Source organism: Roseococcus pinisoli (assembly GCF_018413645.1).
Classification (GTDB): Bacteria; Pseudomonadota; Alphaproteobacteria; order Acetobacterales; family Acetobacteraceae; genus Roseococcus; species Roseococcus pinisoli.
Genome location: NZ_JAHCDA010000002.1, coordinates 1237245 through 1256810, shown reverse-complemented (window position 1 = coordinate 1256810; position 19566 = coordinate 1237245). Strand labels below are relative to the sequence as shown.

The window sequence follows — 19566 nt, the reverse complement described above, 5'->3', positions numbered from 1 at the left end:
CGCCGGGACAGGCGCATCAAGGCTTTGGCGGCCCCCAGTGGCCGCCGTTTCGCGCGCGGGCTAGACCGGGCGCCGGCCGCCGGCATCGCGCGGCCGGTTATCGCGACGAGACACAGGCTGGGGCGGATGGCGTGAGCGACGCGGAGCGCCAGCCCCTCCAGGAGGACGGCCATGAGCCACAACAGCTTCGGACATCTTTTCCGCGTCACCACCTGGGGTGAGAGCCATGGTCCGGCCATCGGCTGCGTGGTCGACGGCTGCCCGCCGGGCCTCGAGCTCGACGAGGGCTGGATCCAGCCCTTCATGGACAAGCGCAAGCCGGGCACCTCCAAGTTCGTGACGCAGCGCCAGGAGCCGGACGAGGTCCGCATCCTCTCCGGCGTCTTCGAGGGCCGGACCACCGGCACGCCGATCGCGCTCCATATCGACAACCAGGACCAGCGGTCGAAGGACTATGGCGAGATCGCCAAGAGCTTCCGGCCCGGCCACGCCGACATCGCCTATGAATGGAAATACGGCATCCGCGACTATCGCGGCGGCGGCCGCGCCTCGGCGCGCGAGACGGCGATGCGGGTCGCGGCCGGCGCGGTCGCGCGGCGCGTGCTGGGCGAGGGGGTCGTGATCCGCGGCGCGCTGGTCCAGATCGGCGCCGACCGCATCGACCGCGAGGCCTGGGACTGGGCCGAGGTGGGGAACAACGCCTTCTGGTGCCCCGACGCCAAGGCCGCCCTCCGCTGGGAGGAACAGCTCTCGGCCGTGCGCAAGTCGGGCAGCTCCGTCGGTGCCGTGATCGAAGTGCGCGCCGAGGGGGTTCCCGTGGGCCTTGGGGCTCCCATCTATGGCAAGCTCGACGCGGAGATCGCGGCGGCGCTGATGTCCATCAATGCGGTGAAGGGTGTGGAGATCGGCGACGGGTTCGCCGCCGCCGCCCTCTCCGGCGAGGAGAATGCCGACGAGATGCGCATGCGCCAGGACGGTCATGTGGAATTCCTCGCGAACCATGCGGGCGGGGTCCTGGGCGGCATTTCGACCGGCCAGCCCATCGTCGCGCGCTTCGCCGTGAAGCCGACGAGCTCCATCCTCACCCCGCGCCAGGCGGTGACGCTGGAAGGACAGAACACCGATATCCTGACGAAGGGCCGCCACGACCCCTGCGTCGGCATCCGCGCGGTGCCGGTGGGCGAGGCCATGCTGGCCTGCGTCCTGGCCGACCACCTCCTGCGCCATCGTGCCCAGAACCCCGGCGCCCCTGCCCAGGGCCGGCTGCCGCGGGAATGAAGCAAGTTGAGGCGCGGGAATGAATTCTGATAGCGTCGTCCCGCGGGACGACGACCCCGTGCGAGACCGGGCGGTGCTGGCCGCGCTGGATGCCGCGATACCCTAGCGAGGCCCGATGCCGCTTGCCGAACCGAACCGCGCGGATGCGAGCGCGCTCAGCGCTTTCGTGGCGCTCGCCGGGCCCTCCCTCTGGCGCCGGCGCCTCCTCGACCTGGGCGCGCGCGCCCAGCCCGGAACGCTGGCGGGCCGCGCGGCCCAGCAGCGCCATATCCTGGAACTGATCCTCGGCCGGCTGGACCGTCCGGAAGCCATGGCCAAGGCGGGCCGTGCCGAGCGCCTGGTGCTGGGCTTCGCCCGCGAGGTGACCGATCTGGCCAAGTCGCTGCCCGATACCGGGCGCAAGCGGCTGAAATCCATGTTCGCTGAGGGCCTGGCCGGGGAGGCGAACCTCCTGCCGCTCTTCCATCTCGTCCGCACCGCCTCGCTGCTGCGGGCGCGCGGCTTCGAGGTCCGCTTCGAGGGGCTGATCGACGGCGCCCGCCACGACCTGCTCATCGAGCGCGGCGGCACGGCGACCGAGGTGGTCTGCGAGACGGTTTCGGCGGAGGAGGGGCGGCCGCTGCACCGCGGCCATTGGGCCACCCTCGTGGACCGCGTGAATCCCGAGCTGCAGACCTGGCTCGCCGCCCATCCCGGCCGCTACATCCTGAAGATGACCCTGCCGGAGGGCGTGTCGGACCAGACGCGCCTCGCCGAGCTCCATGCCCGCATCTCCACCATGCTGGCCAATGAGCGGCGGCAGGATTCCAGCGCCGAGGCGGTCTTCAAGCTCGATCCGCTGGTGCTGGCCGGGGCCCAGGCGGCGAGCGACCCGCAGCGGGCGCTGCCGGCGCGGCTGCGACAGGTCTTCGGCGTGGAGGCGCATCTGGCCGTGACCGCCGATCCGGCCAGCGGCAGCATCTTCGTCATGGCCGCGCGGGCCGGGCGCGAGAATGCGATCTCCCAGGTCGTGGCCAAGCGCCTAGCCTCGACGGCCGAGGCGCGCCTTTCGGGGAGCCAACCGGGCATCCTCGCGGTCTTCCTGGACGATCTGGAAGCGGCTGAGTGGCACTCCCTGCGCGACACGCTGGAGCTTGAGGGCGCGGTGCGTCGCTTCCTCACCGTGCCGGTGGCCAAGCGCGTCGTCGCCGTGACCTGCACCACGCGGCAGGAATTCTTCGGCGCCGGCACCTCCGTTCCCGAGGGGGAGCTCCGCTTCCGCAATCCCGGCCATCCCGCGGCCAAGCTGGCGGGGCTGGAGCCCGCGATCAGCAGCAACTGACGAAGGGGGCCGATCCCGGCCCCGAGGCGGCGAGTACTCCCACGCCGCATGGAAACCCGACAGTATTCACGTTGCGGCGTCGCAAATCGGCGCGACGCTGGCAATTTGCGGGCGGAAACCACGCAGCGACATGGACGCCGGTTACGCTTCCGCTTAGTTACGAAATGCGACTTCTGTTCGGGGATCAGCTTGGGCCGGTTGGGATTATTCGCGGTCGCGGCGCTCGTGCTCGTCCTGGGCGCGTGGTTCGGCGGTGCCTTCCAGGGCGCACCCGTCGACGCCTCGTCCCGCTCGCCCGCAGCACCGCCCGCGACGACAGCGCAAGGCGGAAGCCCCGGATCCACCCGCCCGGCAACCATTGACGGCAATACGACCGCCGCCGTGCCGCCCGTTGTCGCCTCACCCCGTGAAACCGCCGCGCGCGTGGAGCCGGCTCCGCCGCGTCGTGAGCAGAGCGCCCCCGTCTCACCGCCCGCCGAGGCGGCGCGACCTGCCGCCGCGCCCGGTTCTCCCATTTCGCCACCAGCGGGCGTGGCCGCCGCCGCCGCCGCTACAGCCGCGCCCGCCGCGAGCCCCGAGGCCGCCAGGCCGCGCCCGGAGCCGCCGCGCTTCGACGTGGCGCGGGTCGGCGCACGCGGCGCGCTGGTCACGGCCGGCCGAGCCAGCCCGGGCGCCGAGGTGATCCTGTTCGAGAATGGCCGGGAGATCGGCCGCGCCCGCGCCGATGCGCGCGGCGAATGGGTCATTCTGCCGGATGGGCCCCTGACGCCCGGCGCTCGCGAGCTGACGCTGACGGCGCGCCTGCCGGGCGGTGAGCCCCTGGCTGGCGAGGCCAGCGTCGTGCTCGTCGTCCCCGGCCCGATCGCCCTGGCCGAGGCGCGGCCATCGCCCACGCCGGCCGGCGCCGCGCCCGCTTCCCGCCCCGCGGCGGAGCCGGCCTCGGCGGAGCCCGCCGCCTCGCCGCTGGTCCTGCTTCTGCCCGCCCCGGGCGTCGACGGGCCCATCCGGGCGCTGCAGGCCCCCACCGCGACGCGGCTTTCCATCGATCTCGTGGATTATGCCGGCGCTTCCGGCATGCGCTTCGCAGGCGCGGCGCCGGCGGGCTCCCATCTGCGCCTCTACATTGACGACGTGCCGGCCGGCGAGGTCGTCGCCGACGCGCAGGGACGCTGGAGCTATTCGCCGCCGAGCCAGCCCTCCTTCGGCCGGCACGTGCTGCGGGCCGACCATCTGGGCGCGCAGGGCCAGGTCATCTCGCGCGTCGAGCAGCCCTTCCAGCGCGATGCGCCGCCGGCGAATGTCTTGGCGGAGGCCGGGGCGCAGGGGCGTTACGTGGTGCAGCCGGGGAACAACCTGTGGCGCATCGCCCGCGGGACCTATGGCGAGGGTGTCCGCTACACGCAGATCTTCTCCGCGAATCGCGACCAGATCCGCAATCCGCACCTGATCTATCCGGGGCAGATCTTCACCCTGCCGCGCGCGGGCCACTGAGGCCGCCTTACGATCAGGCGCCGGCGGCCTCGAGCCGATCCAGATAGGGGTCCATCGCCATGGCGAAGCGGACCATGTCGCCGAGCAGGGCGACGGCCGTCGCCCCCGGCGGCGCTTCCATCTCCAGCGCGAGCCGGTGGTCGGCGGTGAGGCGGAGCCGCCAGCCGGCCGGCAGCTCGAGCGGTAGCGCGGCCACGGCCCGCAGGGTGGCGGCCCGGTCGGCATGACGGTCGGCGGTGGAGGGGATGCGCCCCGCCATGGCCCGCAGCTGCAGCGCGCGCTCCGTGACCAGGGCCCGGCAATCGCGCCCCCGCCAGGCGAAGCGCAGCTCCGGGCTGCTGCCGGGCGATCGGGGGGAGAGGGTGCCGTCGCTGCCGACGGCGAAGGGGCCCAGCGTGATCATGTCTTCCACAACTTGCCGCAGGAAGGTGAACAAGGGATAAACCAGAGCTATGTCCCTCGCGAACAGCCTGTCCCTCGTCCTTTCGCCGCCCCACCCGGCGGGCAAGCCCTTCATCTATGGCGGCGCCGGCGTGGCCGTGCTCGGCGGGATGCTGCTGGGCAGCTGGCTGTTCTGGCTGGGCGTCGCCTTCACGCTCTTCTGTCTCTACTTCTTCCGCGACCCCAAACGCGTGCCGCCGCAGGAGCGCGACCTCGTGATCGCCCCGGCCGACGGCAAGGTCGTGCTCGTCGGCCCGGCCATCCCGCCCGCCGAGCTGGAGATGGGTGAGGCGCCGCGCTGGCGCGTGGCCATCTTCCTCTCGGTGCTCGACGTGCATGTGAACTACGCCCCGGTACAGGGCCGCGTCAGCCGCATCGCCTATCGCCCGGGCACCTTCATCGACGCCAGCCTGGAGAAGGCCTCCACCGAGAATGAGCGCAACGCCCTGCGCTTCGACCTGGCGGATGGCCGTCAGCTCGCCTGCGTGCAGATCGCGGGCCTGGTGGCGCGCCGCATCGTCTGCACGGCGCGCGAGGGCGACCAGTTCCTGGCCGGCGACCGCTTCGGCATCATCCGCTTCGGCAGCCGCACCGACGTCTACCTGCCCGAGGGCGTGCGGCCCCGCGTGCTGGTGGGCCAGACCATGATCGGCGGCGAGACGGTCCTGGCCGATCTCGCGGCGACGGAAGGCGCGGGATGAACCGCCCGAGCCTCCGCGGCCGGCTACGCCACTTCAGCCCTCGCCAGCGGCCGCGCTTTCGCGGCCCGTCCTTCAACCGGCTGATCCCGAATCTGATGACGATGATGGGGCTGTGCTTCGGCCTCGTCGCCATCCGCTTCGCCATCGAGGGCCGCTTCCCGCAGGCCGCCTCCTTCATCGTGGTCGCGGCCGTGATCGACGGGCTGGACGGACGGATCGCGCGGCTGCTCAAGGGCACCTCGCGCTTCGGCGCCGAGTTCGACAGCCTGTCCGACTTCCTGTGCTTCGGCGTGGCGCCCGGGCTGATCCTCTATCTCTGGACGCTCCAGAACGCCGGGCCCCTGGGCTTCATCCCCTGCGTGATGTTCGCGGTCTGCAGCGCGCTGCGCCTCGCGCGCTTCAACGCGGCCAGCATCGCCGAGCCGGGCGTCGTGCCCGCGCCGAAGCCGGCCTATGCCTATAACTTCTTCACCGGCGTGCCGGCCCCGGCGGGCGCGGGTCTCGCGCTCTTCCCGCTCTTCGCCTCGCTCGCCTTCGCGGAATCGGAGTGGCTGCGCCTGGCGGAGGCCATCCGCTTCCCCCTGTTCAGCGCGATCGTGCTCTTCGTGGTGGGCGGGCTGATGGTCAGCACGCTGCCGTCCTGGTCCTTCAAGAACTTCAAGGTGCCGGCGCAGATGGTGCTGCCGCTGCTGCTGGGCACCGGTGCCTTCATCGCCTTCCTGGTGACCGAGCCCTGGGCCGCGCTGGCGCTGGGCGGCGCGATCTACATGGGGATGCTGTTCTTCTCCGCCCGTTCCTACGGGCGGCTGAAGCGCGAGGCCGAGGCGCTGGTCGCCCAGGGCGACGGCGCCCCCGTCCAGGAATGACGCCAGCCGCCGGGGAGCTTTCCCGGCGGTGGCATTTCGACCGGCTTAGCGGGTCAGCATCATCCCGATCGGAATCATCTCGGGGATCACCCGGCCCGTGAAGATGCGCAGCGTGTCGCGCGCGGTGGCGAGTGCCGCCGGCGGTGGTTCCGGCGGGGAGCCGAGGAAGGGACGCAGCTTCTCCGCCTCGAGGGATGCCGCCTCGATGGCGAGGTCGCGCAGGGCGGCGATCCGGCCCATGGCCATCATCGGCGAGAGCGCGCTGTAGAGAGGCCTCAGCAGGGCCGGCCAGACGGCGAGGTGCAGGTAGAGCGTGGGGATCACGCCGCCCTCATGCCCATGCAGGGCGGCCAGGGCGCGGACGTCGCGCGCCACCGCCTCGGGCAGGGCATCCAGCTTCGGCAGGGCTGGCGGTTCCGGCAGCATCCTGACGGGAGGCGTGGCGGCAGGCGACGGGGCCTCGCCTAACCTGCCGCGCTGCAGCGCGGTCAGCAGGATCAGATTGCTGAGATTGCCGCGATGGTAGGCGGCGGCCAGGGTGGCGGCTTCGGCGCCCATCCATAGCTTCGGCACGGAAAGCACCGTCTCGACGCGCGCGCGGGCGGCAGGCAGCAGGGGCAGGGCGGGGCGAACCGTTTCCCAGGCCCAGGGCAGCACCCCCTCCAGCGCCGCGAAATGGCGCCAGATGAGGTTCACGAGCGGCAGGCCATAGGCCTGCCGCAGCTCGGCGTAGATGGCAGCGACTTCGGGAGGCGCTTCCGCCTCCCGAATCTCGACGACCATTTACTTCCGCCGCTTCTCGACCAGCACGCCGGCCTCGGCGAGGCGGGCGATCTCCTCCTCCGAGAAGCCGTACTTCGCCAGCACCTCGTTGGTATGCTCGGCGAAGCGCGGCGGCGCGGCATGCGTGCCACCGGGCGTGCGGCTCAGCTTGATCGGCGTGCCGAGCGCGACGAAGCCGTCCTTCTCGGTGATCATGTTGCGATGCGCCGTGTGCGGCGCGGCCATCGCCTGGTCCACGCCGTAGACGGGGCCGGCCGGCAGGCCCGCCGCCAGCATGCGCTGGCAGAGCTCGATGCCGTCCTCGTCCGCGAAGCGCTTGTTCAGGATCTCGGTCAGCGCGGCCTTGTTGATCACGCGCTGGCCGTTGGTGGCGAAGCGCGGATCGGTGCCGAGGTCGTCGAGGCCCAGGAACTTGCAGAACTTCCGGAAGGTCGGGTCATTGCCGCAGCCGACGAAGATCTCGCAGGTCTTCGTGGTGAACTTGGCGTAGGGTGCCAGGTTCGGGTGCGGGTTGCCCGTGGCCACCGGCCGCTTGCCGTTCAGGAAGAAGTTGGCGGCATGCGGGTGCAGCAGCGCCATGCCGCAATCATGCAGCGTCATGTCGCAATACTGGCCCTTGCCGGACTTCTCCCGCTCCACGACCGCCATGAGGATGGCGATGGTGCTGAACAGGCCGGTGGCGATATCCACGATCGGCGTGCCGAGGCGCGTCGGTCCGGAATTCTCCGTGCCGTTGATCGACATGAGGCCGACCATCGCCTGCAGGATGGCGTCGTAGCCCGGGAAGCCGCCGAGCGGCCCCGTCGCGCCGAAGCCCGAGACGCGGCAATGGATCAGGCGGGGGAAGCGCTTGGACAGCACCTCCTCGTAGCCGAGGCCCCACTTCTCCATGCTGCCGGGCTTGAAGTTCTCGATGAGCACATCCGCGCCCTCGAGCAGGCGCAGCAGCACCTCGCGGCCCGCGGGTTGCGAGAGATCGAGGCCGACCGACTTCTTGTTGCGGTTCACGCCCAGGAAGTAGGAGGCATCGCCCTGATCGTCGAACGGAGGGCCCCAGTCGCGCACCTCGTCGCCCTGGGGCGGCTCGAGCTTGATGACGTCGGCGCCGTGATCGCTCAGCACCATCGTGCAATAGGGCCCGCCGAGCACGCGGGTGAGGTCCACCACGCGCAGTCCGGAGAGGGCGCCGGGGCCGGTGGCGAGGGCGCGGCCCTCTGCCATCGGAAGGGCGTCGTTCATGCCGCTAGCTTCCTGTTGAATACCCGGGCGCAGAACTCCGGGTAGGTTTCCATCATCTCGTCACACACCGATCCGCGCAGGAGCGCAAGCTCCTCGGCGGTGGGGGCGGGCGTCTGCGGCACCTCGCCCTCGACGTCGAAGTCGAAGCCGGTCATCGCGCGCACGCTTTCCACCGTCTCGCCCTCATGGACCGAGGTCAGCGAGAAGCGGCCGCGGTCGGGGTGGAAGGTGAAGACGCAGCGGCCCGTCACCAGCGCCTGGGCATGGCCGCGGCGATAGACGCCGGGCTCGCTGATGCCGGGGGCGGAGATGTTCGCGACCTTCTCTACCAGCACGCGCGGGCTGTGCTCCTCGCGGAAGAGGATCGTCCGGCCGGACATGAAGTACATGAAGGCCGAGCCGAAGCTGCCGGGGAAGCGCACCTCGCGGCCCGGCCAGGCGCCGGTGCCGATGAGGTTGAGGTTGGCCTGGCCGTCGATCTCGCCGCCGCCCAGGAAGAAGAGGTCGATCCGGCCCTGGCCGGTCAGGTCGAAGAGCTCGCGCGTGCCCTCGGTGAAGGGATTGCCGGAGCGCTTGTGCAGCAGCGAGAGCCGGACGGGCGCGCCCTGCTTCACGGCCAGCCAGCAGGCGGCCGCCGGAACGGGCGAGGCGGCGCCGACGGCGATGTGATGCGTCGGCACGGCGCGGATCAGCTTGGCCAGGGTGACGGCCAGCAGCTCCTCGGGGCGGTAGTCGGTGCTCATTCCGCGGCCTCCGCGCGTGCCTCGAAGACGTGCTCGGCGCACCAGTCGGCGAAGCCGCCATCGGTCTTGGCCGCACGGGCATAGGTGGAAACATAGGCGGCGTCGAAGCCGTACTGGTCGAGCAGGGCGGCCGGGCGCGCGCCGCGCTCGGCGATCGCGAAGGCCGAGATATAGGTCGCGTTGATGGTGCCGGAGGCCAGCTTCTCGTCTTCCAGGAAGTTGCCTTCCACCACGCGCTCCACCGTCACCAGCGCCCGCTTGGACGCATGGGCAATGGTGCCGCATTCGCGCCGGCGGCCGACATAGATATTGCCGTGGCTGTCGGCCATGGCGCCGTGGAAGACCGCGATGTCGGGATGGAGCGCGGGCAGGGCGACAATCTTCTCGTTGGCGTCGAAGGGGTTCTCTATCACCTTCCAGTCCGGGCGGTTCGCCAGGATGTCGCTGCCGATGATCCCGCGCAGCGGCATGAAGGGCACGCCCTTCTCGGCGGCCTGCAGCATGGTGTGGATCGCCGGGCAGGTGGCGTCGGTGATGGTGATGGTGCCGGCCTTCAGCGCGGCGGTGAAGCGCGGCGCGAAGCCGGCCTCGCCGAGGCTGACCGCGCTGGTCTGCACCGAGGCGACGCAGCCGGCGCCGATGAGGATATCGGTGGCGAAGCCCGAGACGGGCACGCCGAGCAGGCGCAGGTTCCGCGCGCCCTTACGGATCAGCGCCTTGGCGAGCGCGACGGAGGGCAGCGAATTGTCGGGCGGGAGGGCGATCAGCGCCCCGTCCGGCACGCTCGCGGCCATGGATTCTATGTCGGTGGGGTTCATCTTGCGTTCCTTCCTGCCTGAATCTACGCGGAAGTTTCACGCGAGGCGAGGGGGGAAGCCATGATCCTGAGGAGTGAGAGGCTGACCCTGCGGCCGCCCGAGCCCGCCGATGCGGAGGAGCTCGCCGCGATCAACGGCGATCCGGGCGTGATGCGGCACTTCCCCGGCACTCTTACGCGCGCGGAGAGCGACGCCTTCCTGGGGCGGCTCATCGCCCACCACGCCGAGCACGGCTTCGGCTTCTGGAGCGTCGAGCGGCGGGAGGCACCGAGGCTCGTCGGGCTGGTGGGCCTCATGCGGGTCGGCTTCGAGGCGCGCTTCACCCCGGCGGTGGAGGTGGGCTGGCGCATCGCGCCCGGCCACCAGCGGCGCGGCTATGCCGAGGAGGCGGCGCGCCTGGCGATCGAGGCCGGGCTGGGGCCGCTCGGCCTGCCCGAGATCTTCGCGTGGACGATCCCGCCCAACGAGGCCTCCTGGAGGCTCATGGAGAAGCTCGGCATGGCGCCGGACGGCGAGTTCGAGCACCCACGACTGCCCGAGGGTCATCCGATGCGCCGGCACCTGCTCTACCGGATCGCCCGCCCCGGCTGAGGGGCGGGATCAGAGGTCGATGGGCTTGCCGCCGTCCGGCGACGGCGGGGGCTCGGCGGGCGGCAGCGCCGCCGGGGGCGTCTTGTCCGGGGGGAAGCCCCAATGGGGCACGTCCCCGGGCCCAGACGGGCCGGGCGGCGCGAGGCCAGGGGAGGGCATGCCCGCCGGCGGCGGGACGGGCGCGTCGCTCATCATCCGCAGGCAGCCCATGAAGGCGCCCATCACGGCATTGGTGCCGGTGAGGCTGAGGTTCCAGGGCGAATCCTGGCCGCTGGGGAACTCCACCCGCATGACCGAGCCCCGCCGGAAGGCGGCCTCGAAGCCTTCGGGCCCTTCGAGCGAGAGCGGCAGGACGAGGCTGCGGCCGGTGCCAACCGCATTCGCCGAGAAGCTGCGCCGGTTGTCGATGACGATCCGTACGGGGCGGTTCCCCCCGGTGCCGAGGCTCCAATTCGTCCGGGACAGCCGGAGCAGCGGCCGCTCGAGCCCCACCGGCTGCTCGAGAAGGAAGTGGCGGCCGGTGCGGGGGTCGCGCGTCTCCAGCCCGCAGAGGGGCGTGCCGTCGGAGCCCGTGCCGCCGAAGGCGGACCAGCCGTTGGTCTGCGCGATGATGCGGGTCTGGGCCTGGGCGGCCGGCGCCGCGAGCGTCGCGGCGAGGAGAAGGATCGGGGCGATATGGCGCATGGGAAGACTGCTCAGAAGGGTTCCGCGCGGTCATGCCGCAGGAGGCGGGCGTAGCCGGATTTCTCGCGGTCGTGGCCGGTCACGGCATCGGCCAGGGCATCCAGCCAGCCGGCGAACCAGGCTTTGCCCCAGTCGCCGGTCTGCGCCATCGGGTTCTCCAGGACGGAGGATCCGGCCTGGAAGGCCTGGCGGCCCGCGGCGTAGGCATCGTCGCTGACGAAGCGGTCTTCGGGGTCCACATCCTCGGGCATGGGATCGATCATAAGTCCGTAACGTCCGAAAGCCCAGCGGGCTGCGGGAGCGGCCGACCGTGCCTATATTGGCCGCATGAACCTGATCAGCGCGCCCATGCTCTTCAAGCCCATCCGGCAACCCATGCCGCCGGCGGGCAAGCCGCTGACGGTGGAGAGCCCCTTCCAGCCCAATGGCGACCAGCCGCGCGCGATCGAAGAGCTGATCGGGGGCGTCAACGGCGGCGATCGCGATCAGGTGCTGCTCGGCGTCACCGGCTCGGGCAAGACCTTCACCATGGCGAAGGTGATCGAGGCGGTGCAGCGCCCGACGCTGATCCTGGCGCCGAACAAGACGCTGGCGGCGCAGCTCTACGGCGAGATGAAGAGCTTCTTCCCCGACAACGCGGTCGAATACTTCGTCAGCTACTATGACTATTACCAGCCCGAGGCCTATGTCCCGCGCACCGACACCTACATAGAAAAAGACAGCCAGATCAACGAGCAGATTGACCGCATGCGGCACTCCGCCACGCAGTCGCTGCTCGAGCGGCGGGACGTGGTGATCGTGGCCTCGGTCTCCTGCATCTACGGCATCGGCTCGGTCGAGACCTATTCGAACATGGTCGTGAAGCTGGAGCGCGGCGGGTCCATCCCGCGCGACGCGCTGCTCAAGGGCCTGGTCGAGCAGCAGTACCGGCGCAACGACGCCGCCTTCCAGCGCGGCACCTTCCGGGTGCGCGGCGAGAACCTGGACGTCTGGCCGGCGCATCTGGAGGACCGGGCCTGGCGCATCAGCCTCTTCGGCGACGAGGTGGAGGCGCTGCGCGAGTTCGACCCGCTGACGGGCGAGATCACCGGCGAGTTCGACAAGATCTCGATCTACGCCAACAGCCACTACGTCACGCCGCGGCCCACGCTCCAGCAGGCCATCGGTCGCATCAAGACCGAGCTGAAGGAGCGGCTGAAGGAGCTGGAAGCCGAGGGCAAGCTGCTGGAGGCCCAGCGGCTCGACCAGCGCACCACCTTCGACATCGAGATGATGGAGACCACCGGCTCCTGCAAAGGCATCGAGAACTACTCTCGCTACCTCTCCGGCCGGAATCCGGGCGACCCGCCGCCGACCCTCTTCGAATACCTGCCCGAGGGCGCGCTGCTGGTCGTGGATGAAAGCCACGTCACGGTCCCGCAGATCGGCGGCATGTTCCGGGGCGACTATGCGCGCAAGATCATCCTCAGCGACTTCGGCTTCCGCCTGCCGAGTTGCACCGACAACCGCCCGCTGAAATTCGAGGAGTGGGAGAGCTTCCGGCCGCAGACGGTCTTCGTCAGCGCCACCCCTGGCCCCTGGGAGATGGAGCGCACGCAGGGCGTCTTCGCCGAGCAGGTCATCCGCCCGACCGGCCTCGTGGATCCCGTCTGCGATATCCGCCCCATCGAGGGCCAGGTGGACGACCTGCTGGCCGAGGTGAAGGCCGTCGCGGCCAAGGGCTTCCGCTCGCTCGTCACGGTGCTGACGAAGCGCATGGCCGAGCAGCTCACCGAATACCTCACCGAGATGGGCGTGAAGGTCCGCTACCTGCACAGCGACGTCGACACGCTGGAGCGGATCGAGATCATCCGTGACCTGCGGCGCGGCGTCTTCGACGTGCTGGTGGGCATCAACCTGCTGCGCGAGGGGCTCGACATTCCCGAATGCGGGCTGGTCACCATCCTGGACGCGGACAAGGAGGGCTTCCTGCGCTCCACCACCTCGCTGATCCAGACCATCGGCCGCGCCGCCCGCAATGCCGAGGGCCGCGTCATCCTCTACGCCGACCGCATGACCGACAGCATGAAGCGCGCACTGGAGGAGACGGAGCGGCGCCGCACCAAGCAGATCGCCTACAACACCGAGCACGGCATCACGCCGACCACCATCCGCCGCGAGATCGCCGACGTGCTGCGCGACGTCAGCCAGGGCGACTACGTGACCGTCGAGGCCGTGGAGGGCGATGCCGAGGCGCAATTCGTCGGCAAGGACCTGCGGCAGGCGATCGCGGAGATGGAGAAGAAGATGCGGGCGGCCGCGGCCGACCTGGAGTTCGAGACCGCCGCCCGCTACCGCGACGAGATCAAGCGGCTGGAGGCGCTGGAGCTCGGCATCCCGGGCGAGGGCGCGCTCCTGGCCAACGAGGCTGGTCGCTCGTTGCGCGAGGCGGTGCCGCGGGCCGGCGCGGCAGGGAAGGCGTCTGCGAAGAAGGATTGGAAACCCAAGCCGCTGGGCCCGGGCGGTGGGGGATATGACCCCAAGAAGATGAAGCGTGGTGCCCGTCGCTAGACGGGGCGGGCGACCCCGGCGGGAAGGCCGGGGCGGCTAGCTGCCGGGGCTATGCGCGCGGACGAGGTCCAGCAGCGCGGCGGGAACGGGCTCCTGCGTGACCTCGCCGAAGCTGGCGCGCAGGCTGCGATTCAGCCAGCTGTCGAAGGCCACTTCCGAGGTGCTGTTCCGTCGGGACCTTTGCGACCCTGTAGACGCACGGGGCATCGCCTTCTCTTCTCCTGGCTCGTGACCGCTGGTCATTTGAGGCTGTCGACCTCTGAATAGTGGATGCCCGGCAAGTAGGCGCAGGATGCCGCGACGCTTTGTCCCGGCAGCGCCGAACGTACGTCGTCGGACATGCCGGTGGAACGCCGATATGTCGAAACGGTTTCAGCCCTGTGGCAAGATCTGCGGGGCTGTGTCGCCGGGACGACGGCGCGGGGTTGCCCGCGCCGCTGGAGGCCGGTCATGACGATGCTCACCCCCTGCGCAACGAGTTGTAATCAAACGGGGTTCGGGCCTGCAGCGCTTCCTTCGAGGCACCCGGCATCACGATCCGGCTGTGCTCCGCGCTCCAGCGGAGATCGTTGAGCGGAACCGCCACCAGCTTTCCGCCGATGCCGAGGAAGCCACCCACCTGGATCACGGCGATCGGGCCCTGCGTCTCGCCGGAGGGCGCCGAAAGGATCACGTCGTCGACCTCGCCGATGCGTTCGTTGCGCTCGTTGTAGATGTTCCCGCCCAGGATCTGGCTCAGCCGCGGCCGCTCGATCACCACGGAGCCCGAGGTCGCCGCCAGCACGGCGGCAGCAGGCGCCGAGATGGCCGGCGCGGCGGGGGTGGTGGTGGAGGATTGGCGCGCGGCGCGGTCCAGCGCGGTGCCGGGCGGGTTGTTGCCCGTGCCGTCGGGGTTCGTCGGCTGGCCGGTCAGGCGGTCGATCGTGCGGCCCACCGCCGTGCCCGGCGGGTTGCCGGGCGCGCCGTCCGGGATCGTGGGATTGCCCGTGGCGCGGTCGATCGCGCGGCCCACAGCGGTGCTCGGCGGATTGCCCGGCGTGCCGTCGGCCTGGGCGAAGGCGAGCAGGGGGAGGGCCACCAGGCCGGCCGCCAGGGTCATCGGAGCGAGCTGTGCGTGAAGGGTCTTCATGAGCGCGTCTTCCTGTTTGAATGCTGGTTTTTCAACGATTCAGAAGCCTTCGGGTTGGCTGGAATCCGGTGAACAGGCGCCATTCATTGGTGGGTCGGAACGGCGCGGCCCCAACGGAAAACGGGCGGGAGTTGCCCCCCGCCCGTTCCCGTTCGACCTGGAGGCCAGGCTTATCGCCGGATGAGGCTCGCGATGACGAAGCCGGCCAGCGCCGCGACGCCGAGAGCGATCAGCGGCTTGTCGTGCACGGCGTCGGAGGCGCGATCGGCCTGGTGGCGGACGGTCTCGCTCGCGCTCTTGCCAAGGGAGGAGGCGCGGTCGGCCACGGCGGAGACCGCCGGCGTGACGCGGTCGTTCAGCAGGGATTCCACCTTCTCGCGCAGCTGCGAGATCTCGGCCCGGGCATCGGAGACGAGGCGCGAGGCGTCGTCCTTCGCGCCATAGGCGAGGTCACGCGCGCCGCCGGCGAGACGCTGGGCTTCGTTCTTGGCGTCGTTGGCGAGGTTGCGGGCGTTTTCAACGGTCTGGGACATCGTATAGCTCCTATTGAAATGTTCAGCCGAGATGGCTGCGCAGCAGCCAGGCGGCCTTCTCGTGGACCTCGATGCGCTTCACGAGCATGTCGTGCGTCGCGAGGTCATCCGCCTCGTCCGCCTCCTCGGCCAGTTCGCTTGCGCGGGCGGCCAGGGTGGCGTTGTCCTCGGCGAGGAGGCGGGCAGCCTCCGTGGTGGTGACGGGGCCTTCCTGCCCGTCATGCAGGCGGGCGAGATGCAGCATCGCGCCAAGGCCGCCCGGTGCCAGCGCATCCAGCGCGCGGACGCGTTCGGCCAGTTCGTCGATGCTGGCGAAGAGCTCGCCGTACTGGGCCTCGGTCAGCTTGTGCAGACCGAAGAAGTTCGGGCCGGTCGCATTCCAGTGGCAGGCCTGGGTCTTGCCCAGCAGAACGTAGGTATCCGCCAGGAAGCCATTGAGGGACGCGGCCACCCCGGCCTCCGCCTTGTTGGTGGCGGGGCGCTTCTTCGTCTTGGTATCGCTCGGCATGGAATCCCGATCCTCAGCGCCAGACCGGCCGGCCGAGATTGACCGTGTTGGGCGAGGTCAGGCCACCAACCGCGCCGCCTGCCACGGCACCGGCCGCAGCGCCCGCGAGCGGATTGCCGCCGATCGCGCCGATCGCCGCACCGCCAGCACCGCCGAGCAGCGCGCCGGAGCCCACCCGGTCGCCCGTGCTGTAGCCACAGGCCGAAAGGGTTCCGAGGAGAAGCAGAGCCCCGGCCGTCCGAGATACCTTGAGCATTGTTGTTCCTCCGAACATTTGATGCAGGGGAAACGCGCGAAGCGCGGCGCGCGTTGCATCGCCGTCTCGGGAAAGCTCTCTCAGCCGGAGCTCGTGGAAGCCAACGCCCCGGCCAGTACCTGGCGGACGCCCTGGGGCGTCATGGGGCGGCCCTTCAGCAGTTCGGGCGACAGCCGCAGGACGAGCCGCGCGCGTTGCCGCAGAATCTCGCCGAGCCGCTCATCCTGATGCTCCGCGAGCCGCCCGGCGATCAGCACCACATCCACGCGCCCTGCCTGGCCGGCGAGGAAGATCGCTTCTGCGACGGAGCGCGCCGGCCCCAGCACGCGGCAGCCGCCCTCGCGCAGGGCCGCGGCGATGGAGATGTCGGGCGAGGGGACGTCCTCCAGGAGCAGCACGCTGCGGCCGGCGAGCGGCTTGCCCTCGAGACGGCCACGCGAGTGGTCGGGCGCCAGCGCCTCGGCGCCAATCTCCAGGACGCAGCTCAGTCCCTCGGTTGCCCATTGCCGGTGGATGTCACCGGCGAGCTGGGTGCGCATATTGGCGTCGATCAGCATGGTGCCGAAGCCGGTCCGCGCCGGCGGGCCGGCGAGCGGCGGCCCGCCGCTCTCCGTCCAGTGCAGCTCGGCGCCCTTGTCGGTGCGCATCCAGGTGATGACGACCTGGCCGCTCTCGTCGGAAAGGGCGCCGTGCCGCAGCGCGTTGCTGACCAGCTCGTGCAAGGCGAGTGCCAGGGGCTGGGCTCCCTCGGCGACGAGGCCGATCGGCGGGCCGGAGGCCTCGATGCGGCCGGGATGGGCGGCCAGTTCGCGGATGACGATCTCGCCGAGATCGGCCCCCAGCCAGTTCTCCCGCGAGAGGACGTCATGCGCGCGGCTGATCGCGCCGATGCGGCCCTCCAGCTCCTCGACCAGCGCGGGAACGTCGTCCGGTGCGTCCGCGGCGGAGAGACGCAGCAGGCCGCGCACGACGCTCAGCGCATTCTGCGCGCGATGGTCCACCTCGCGGGAGAGCTGCCGGGCGGAATCCTCCATGCGGCGCCGGGCGGTGATGTCGACCACCGCCCCGCTGATGGTGGCCACGGCGCCCGAATGGTCGCGCACGGCGTGATAGCTGCAGAGCCAGTGCCGCTGATCGCCGTCCAGATGCGTGGAGACCTCGATATCCTCCAGCGCGTTGCCCGTCGCGACGACCTCCCGGAGCCTTTCCTCGAGCTCGGCGGCAAAGTCGGGGGCCATCTCGGCCAGGCTGCGTCCGGGGTGCTCGGAAGCCGGACGGCCATGGGCCCGGGCCAGCCTTCCGTTGACGGCGAGGAAGCGCAGGTTGCGGTCCAGCAGGCAGAGGCCGACCGGCGCGTGCGCATAGACGGCGTGCAGCTGGGCGTCGCTCTCCTCGGCGCGCGCTTCAGCCCGCAGGCGATCGCGGACGTCGATGCCGAAGAGCGCCCAGGCCAGCACCTCCTTCTTGTCGGAGACGGCCGGGGCGCCGGTGAAGAGGCAGCGATGGCCGCTGCGCAGCGTCACCTCCCGGATCAGCGAGGGGCCTTCCGGATCGCCCACGGCCGCGTACCAGACGGCTTCGAAGGAAAGTCGGTCGGCGGGGGCGATGGCCTCCAGCCAGCCGTCGCCACGACTTTCGTTGAGGTCGAGACCGGTGGCGTCCCGCCAGCGGAGATTGACCCATTCCACGCGCCCCGCATGGTCGGCGGCCAGCACGAAGAGCGGCGCGGTTTCCATGCAGGCCTGCCACCGCGCCTCGGCCCGCTGCTGCGCCTCGACCGTCTGCGCCATGCTGTCGAAGGCTCCGGCGAGGCGGCGGAAATCGCGCCCGCCGCCGATCCTGCCCACCCGCGCGCTCCAGTCCTGCGCGCCCCAGCGCCGCGCGGCGCCGAGCAGGGCCTGGACCGGACCCTCGGCGGCCGCGTGGAACACCGCGAGGCCGATCAGGAAGCTCAGGAGCAGGCCGCCGACGATCATCAGGGCCGTGTCGAGGGCGACATCGGCGCCATCGGCCTTGTCCTGGCGCAGGCCGACCGCGACGAAGAGGCCTCCGGGACCCTCATGGGCCGGCACATAGGCGAGGCGGCGCAGCCCTTCCTCCCCCGTCGCCGCCACGACGCCCGCGGCGGCGGCGTCGAGGAAACGATGCGCCAGCCCGGACAGCTGGCTGCCGACCAGCGTCTCGGTGCGGCGGGAGCTGGCGAGGACGATGCCGTTGCGGTCGGCAATGGTCGCGATCGCCAGGGGCGGCAGCCCCATGGCGCCGAGATCCTCCGCCAGCCAGTCGAGCGAGAGGGTGACGGCGGCCGCGCCCACCAAGCGGCCCGAGGCGTCGCGCAGCGGCTGGGCGAGGCTCAGCGTGCCGCCCGCCGGGGCCACGCCGGCCTGGTAGCTGCTGACCTGGAACCCCTCGCCCCGCAGGACCGCCAGCAGCCCGGGGTCCGGCGGTGCGGAGGCCCGCGTGGTGCAGATCACCCGGCCATTGGCATCGGAGAGGACGGCGTTGAGGTAGCGCGGATTGGCTTCCAGCGCCCGGTGCAGGAACGTCGCGCATTCCCGACCCGCGAGGATCGGCGTCGCGGCCATGGCGCTGAGGATCTGCCGTGCCGCGCCGAAGGTGGCGGCCTGCTGCGTGGCGACGCGCTGCAGCAGCGAGGTGACCTGGTCGATCTCCTGGGTCTCGCGGGCGGTCCTGGATTCCTGGTCGAGCTTGAGCAGCACCGCTCCGGCTGGGACGAGGGCCACCATGAGGCCAAGAAATCCACGCAGGGCCAAGGGCACGAAGGCCGTCCTCGCGACGATAAGTGCCATCCGAACGCCGCGTGGAGAGACGGGTTGCCGTTCAACCTTCGGGAGGACGAACCGCCGCGATCAGGAACTCCCGGTTGCCTTCCGGGCCGAGGATGGGGCTGGGCTCGACGCCGAGCACGCGCCAGCCCGGCAGGGCGGCCCACCAGGCGGAAATCTCGGCGCAGACGCGCTCATGCACCGCGGCGTCGCGAACCACGCCGCCCTTGGCGATGGCGGGGCCAACCTCGAATTGCGGCTTGATCAGCGCGATGGCCCAGGCGCCCGGCCCGCAGAAGGAGAGGGCCGCCGGCAGGACCACGCGCAGCCCGATGAAGCTGGCGTCGCAGACCAGGACGCCGAGGGGCGGCAGGTCGCCTTCCTTCAGATGGCGGGCGTTCACGCGCTCCCGCACCGTCACGCGCGGGTCGTTGCGCAGCTTCCAGGCGAGCTGGCCGTGGCCAACATCGACCGCGTGGACATGGGCCGCGCCGTGATGCAGCAGCACGTCGGTGAAGCCGCCGGTGGAGGAGCCGAGGTCCATGCAGACCCGGCCCTCCGGCGACAGGCCGAAATGCTCGATTCCATGTGCCAGCTTCACGCCTCCGCGCGAGACCCAGGGGTGGTCCTGGCCGCGCAGCTCGACGGCGCGGTCGGGCGCGATGACCTCGCCGGGCTTGTTGATGCGCTGCTCGCCCGAATAGACGAGCCCTGCCATGATGAGCGCCTGCGCGCGGGTCCGCGATTCCGCGAGCCCGCGTTCCACCAGCGTCACATCCGCGCGCTGGCCCTTCCTGCGTGAGGCGGCCTCGTCAGCCATCCGATCCGGCCCTCATGACGCGCCCCCA

The 19566-nt window shown here is 70.9% G+C and carries 21 protein-coding genes; 7 read left to right on the top strand and 14 right to left on the bottom strand.

Annotated features, from left to right (window positions below):
- Positions 1-171: 171 nt before the first annotated feature.
- From aroC to KHU32_RS23470, 3 genes are all read left to right on the top strand, one after another.
- Positions 172-1278 (top strand): chorismate synthase, encoded by a 1107-nt coding sequence (gene aroC / locus KHU32_RS14490; protein WP_213670787.1) that lies wholly within the window; start codon positions 172-174, stop codon positions 1276-1278.
- A 115-nt stretch (positions 1279-1393) separates the two neighbouring features.
- Entirely contained in the window at positions 1394-2599 is a 1206-nt protein-coding gene (locus KHU32_RS14485) for a hypothetical protein (RefSeq protein WP_213670786.1), read from the top strand.
- Positions 2600-3130: 531 nt separating this feature from the next.
- Positions 3131-4090, top strand: coding sequence for a LysM peptidoglycan-binding domain-containing protein (locus KHU32_RS23470; protein WP_213670785.1), 960 nt, complete (start codon positions 3131-3133; stop codon positions 4088-4090).
- Between the two features lie 13 nt (positions 4091-4103).
- On the opposite strand, the gene KHU32_RS14475 is transcribed toward KHU32_RS23470, so the two are convergent.
- The gene (locus tag KHU32_RS14475) at positions 4104-4493 is read right to left on the bottom strand and encodes a hypothetical protein (RefSeq protein WP_213670784.1); all 390 of its coding nucleotides are present in this window, start codon (positions 4491-4493) and stop codon (positions 4104-4106) included.
- A 49-nt stretch (positions 4494-4542) separates the two neighbouring features.
- On the opposite strand from KHU32_RS14475, the gene KHU32_RS14470 reads away from it, so the two are divergent.
- Positions 4543-5232, top strand: a complete 690-nt coding sequence (locus KHU32_RS14470) for a phosphatidylserine decarboxylase (protein WP_213670783.1) — start codon at positions 4543-4545, stop codon at positions 5230-5232.
- Positions 5229-6098, top strand: a complete 870-nt coding sequence (locus KHU32_RS14465; protein WP_213670782.1) for a CDP-alcohol phosphatidyltransferase family protein — start codon at positions 5229-5231, stop codon at positions 6096-6098. The genes KHU32_RS14470 and KHU32_RS14465 overlap by 4 nt, the downstream gene beginning before the upstream one ends.
- 45 nt (positions 6099-6143) lie before the next feature.
- Here KHU32_RS14465 and KHU32_RS14460 read toward each other — a convergent pair whose 3' ends face one another.
- Genes KHU32_RS14460 through KHU32_RS14445 form a run of 4 tightly spaced genes read right to left on the bottom strand, consistent with a single transcriptional unit; the run spans position 6144 to position 9681 of the window.
- On the bottom strand, positions 6144-6881 hold the full coding sequence (locus tag KHU32_RS14460; protein WP_213670781.1) for a hypothetical protein: 738 nt from the start codon (positions 6879-6881) through the stop codon (positions 6144-6146).
- Complete coding sequence (locus KHU32_RS14455; RefSeq protein WP_213670780.1) at positions 6882-8120, bottom strand: CaiB/BaiF CoA transferase family protein; 1239 nt, start codon at positions 8118-8120, stop codon at positions 6882-6884.
- Entirely contained in the window at positions 8117-8863 is a 747-nt protein-coding gene (locus KHU32_RS14450) for a CoA synthetase (RefSeq protein ID WP_213670779.1), read from the bottom strand. Before KHU32_RS14450 ends, KHU32_RS14455 begins: the two co-directional genes overlap by 4 nt.
- Positions 8860-9681: a CoA transferase subunit A gene (locus KHU32_RS14445; protein WP_213670778.1), complete on the bottom strand. Its 822-nt coding sequence runs from the start codon at positions 9679-9681 to the stop codon at positions 8860-8862. Before KHU32_RS14445 ends, KHU32_RS14450 begins: the two co-directional genes overlap by 4 nt.
- 60 nt (positions 9682-9741) lie before the next feature.
- Here KHU32_RS14445 and KHU32_RS14440 point away from each other — a divergent pair, with 60 nt between their 5' ends.
- Complete coding sequence (locus KHU32_RS14440; protein ID WP_213670777.1) at positions 9742-10272, top strand: GNAT family N-acetyltransferase; 531 nt, start codon at positions 9742-9744, stop codon at positions 10270-10272.
- 9 nt (positions 10273-10281) lie between these two features.
- Here the strand turns inward: KHU32_RS14440 and KHU32_RS14435 are convergent, their stop codons facing one another.
- Complete coding sequence (locus KHU32_RS14435; protein WP_213670776.1) at positions 10282-10956, bottom strand: hypothetical protein; 675 nt, start codon at positions 10954-10956, stop codon at positions 10282-10284.
- Positions 10957-10967: 11 nt separating this feature from the next.
- Complete coding sequence (locus KHU32_RS14430) at positions 10968-11207, bottom strand: hypothetical protein (RefSeq protein WP_213670775.1); 240 nt, start codon at positions 11205-11207, stop codon at positions 10968-10970.
- A gap of 76 nt (positions 11208-11283) precedes the next feature.
- Between KHU32_RS14430 and uvrB the strand changes: the two genes are divergently transcribed.
- Positions 11284-13506 (top strand): excinuclease ABC subunit UvrB, encoded by a 2223-nt coding sequence (gene uvrB / locus KHU32_RS14425; protein WP_213670774.1) that lies wholly within the window; start codon positions 11284-11286, stop codon positions 13504-13506.
- 36 nt (positions 13507-13542) lie between these two features.
- Here the strand turns inward: uvrB and KHU32_RS14420 are convergent, their stop codons facing one another.
- The 7 genes from KHU32_RS14420 to KHU32_RS14390 all read right to left on the bottom strand — a co-directional run bounded on the left by KHU32_RS14420 (position 13543) and on the right by KHU32_RS14390 (position 19538).
- Positions 13543-13713: a hypothetical protein gene (locus KHU32_RS14420; protein WP_213670773.1), complete on the bottom strand. Its 171-nt coding sequence runs from the start codon at positions 13711-13713 to the stop codon at positions 13543-13545.
- A gap of 253 nt (positions 13714-13966) precedes the next feature.
- Positions 13967-14635 (bottom strand): PRC-barrel domain-containing protein, encoded by a 669-nt coding sequence (locus tag KHU32_RS14415; RefSeq protein WP_213670772.1) that lies wholly within the window; start codon positions 14633-14635, stop codon positions 13967-13969.
- Positions 14636-14805: 170 nt separating this feature from the next.
- Complete coding sequence (locus KHU32_RS14410) at positions 14806-15168, bottom strand: DUF883 family protein (RefSeq protein ID WP_213670771.1); 363 nt, start codon at positions 15166-15168, stop codon at positions 14806-14808.
- Positions 15169-15190: 22 nt separating this feature from the next.
- On the bottom strand, positions 15191-15676 hold the full coding sequence (locus KHU32_RS14405; protein ID WP_213670770.1) for a Dps family protein: 486 nt from the start codon (positions 15674-15676) through the stop codon (positions 15191-15193).
- Positions 15677-15689: 13 nt separating this feature from the next.
- Positions 15690-15932 carry a hypothetical protein gene (locus tag KHU32_RS14400; RefSeq protein ID WP_213670769.1) on the bottom strand — a complete coding sequence of 81 codons (243 nt, stop codon included), beginning with the start codon at positions 15930-15932 and terminating at the stop codon, positions 15690-15692.
- Between the two features lie 80 nt (positions 15933-16012).
- Positions 16013-18742 carry a sensor histidine kinase gene (locus KHU32_RS14395; protein WP_213670768.1) on the bottom strand — a complete coding sequence of 910 codons (2730 nt, stop codon included), beginning with the start codon at positions 18740-18742 and terminating at the stop codon, positions 16013-16015.
- Between the two features lie 31 nt (positions 18743-18773).
- The gene (locus KHU32_RS14390) at positions 18774-19538 is read right to left on the bottom strand and encodes a TlyA family RNA methyltransferase (protein WP_213670767.1); all 765 of its coding nucleotides are present in this window, start codon (positions 19536-19538) and stop codon (positions 18774-18776) included.
- Between the last annotated feature and the right edge of the window lie 28 nt (positions 19539-19566).

Coding starts and splice junctions, on each gene's coding strand:
- KHU32_RS14465 (WP_213670782.1), top strand. CDS start 5,229: ATGAACCGCCCGAGCCTCCGCGGCCGGCTACGCCACTTCAGCCCTCGC.
- KHU32_RS14415 (WP_213670772.1), bottom strand. CDS start 14,635: ATGAAGACCCTTCACGCACAGCTCGCTCCGATGACCCTGGCGGCCGGC.
- KHU32_RS14475 (WP_213670784.1), bottom strand. CDS start 4,493: ATGATCACGCTGGGCCCCTTCGCCGTCGGCAGCGACGGCACCCTCTCC.
- KHU32_RS14390 (WP_213670767.1), bottom strand. CDS start 19,538: ATGGCTGACGAGGCCGCCTCACGCAGGAAGGGCCAGCGCGCGGATGTG.
- KHU32_RS14405 (WP_213670770.1), bottom strand. CDS start 15,676: ATGCCGAGCGATACCAAGACGAAGAAGCGCCCCGCCACCAACAAGGCG.
- KHU32_RS14440 (WP_213670777.1), top strand. CDS start 9,742: ATGATCCTGAGGAGTGAGAGGCTGACCCTGCGGCCGCCCGAGCCCGCC.
- uvrB (WP_213670774.1), top strand. CDS start 11,284: ATGAACCTGATCAGCGCGCCCATGCTCTTCAAGCCCATCCGGCAACCC.
- KHU32_RS14450 (WP_213670779.1), bottom strand. CDS start 8,863: ATGAGCACCGACTACCGCCCCGAGGAGCTGCTGGCCGTCACCCTGGCC.
- aroC (WP_213670787.1), top strand. CDS start 172: ATGAGCCACAACAGCTTCGGACATCTTTTCCGCGTCACCACCTGGGGT.
- KHU32_RS14485 (WP_213670786.1), top strand. CDS start 1,394: ATGCCGCTTGCCGAACCGAACCGCGCGGATGCGAGCGCGCTCAGCGCT.
- KHU32_RS14420 (WP_213670773.1), bottom strand. CDS start 13,713: ATGCCCCGTGCGTCTACAGGGTCGCAAAGGTCCCGACGGAACAGCACC.
- KHU32_RS14395 (WP_213670768.1), bottom strand. CDS start 18,742: ATGGCACTTATCGTCGCGAGGACGGCCTTCGTGCCCTTGGCCCTGCGT.
- KHU32_RS14430 (WP_213670775.1), bottom strand. CDS start 11,207: ATGCCCGAGGATGTGGACCCCGAAGACCGCTTCGTCAGCGACGATGCC.
- KHU32_RS14400 (WP_213670769.1), bottom strand. CDS start 15,932: ATGCTCAAGGTATCTCGGACGGCCGGGGCTCTGCTTCTCCTCGGAACC.
- KHU32_RS14445 (WP_213670778.1), bottom strand. CDS start 9,681: ATGAACCCCACCGACATAGAATCCATGGCCGCGAGCGTGCCGGACGGG.
- KHU32_RS14470 (WP_213670783.1), top strand. CDS start 4,543: ATGTCCCTCGCGAACAGCCTGTCCCTCGTCCTTTCGCCGCCCCACCCG.
- KHU32_RS14460 (WP_213670781.1), bottom strand. CDS start 6,881: ATGGTCGTCGAGATTCGGGAGGCGGAAGCGCCTCCCGAAGTCGCTGCC.
- KHU32_RS14435 (WP_213670776.1), bottom strand. CDS start 10,956: ATGCGCCATATCGCCCCGATCCTTCTCCTCGCCGCGACGCTCGCGGCG.
- KHU32_RS14410 (WP_213670771.1), bottom strand. CDS start 15,168: ATGTCCCAGACCGTTGAAAACGCCCGCAACCTCGCCAACGACGCCAAG.
- KHU32_RS14455 (WP_213670780.1), bottom strand. CDS start 8,120: ATGAACGACGCCCTTCCGATGGCAGAGGGCCGCGCCCTCGCCACCGGC.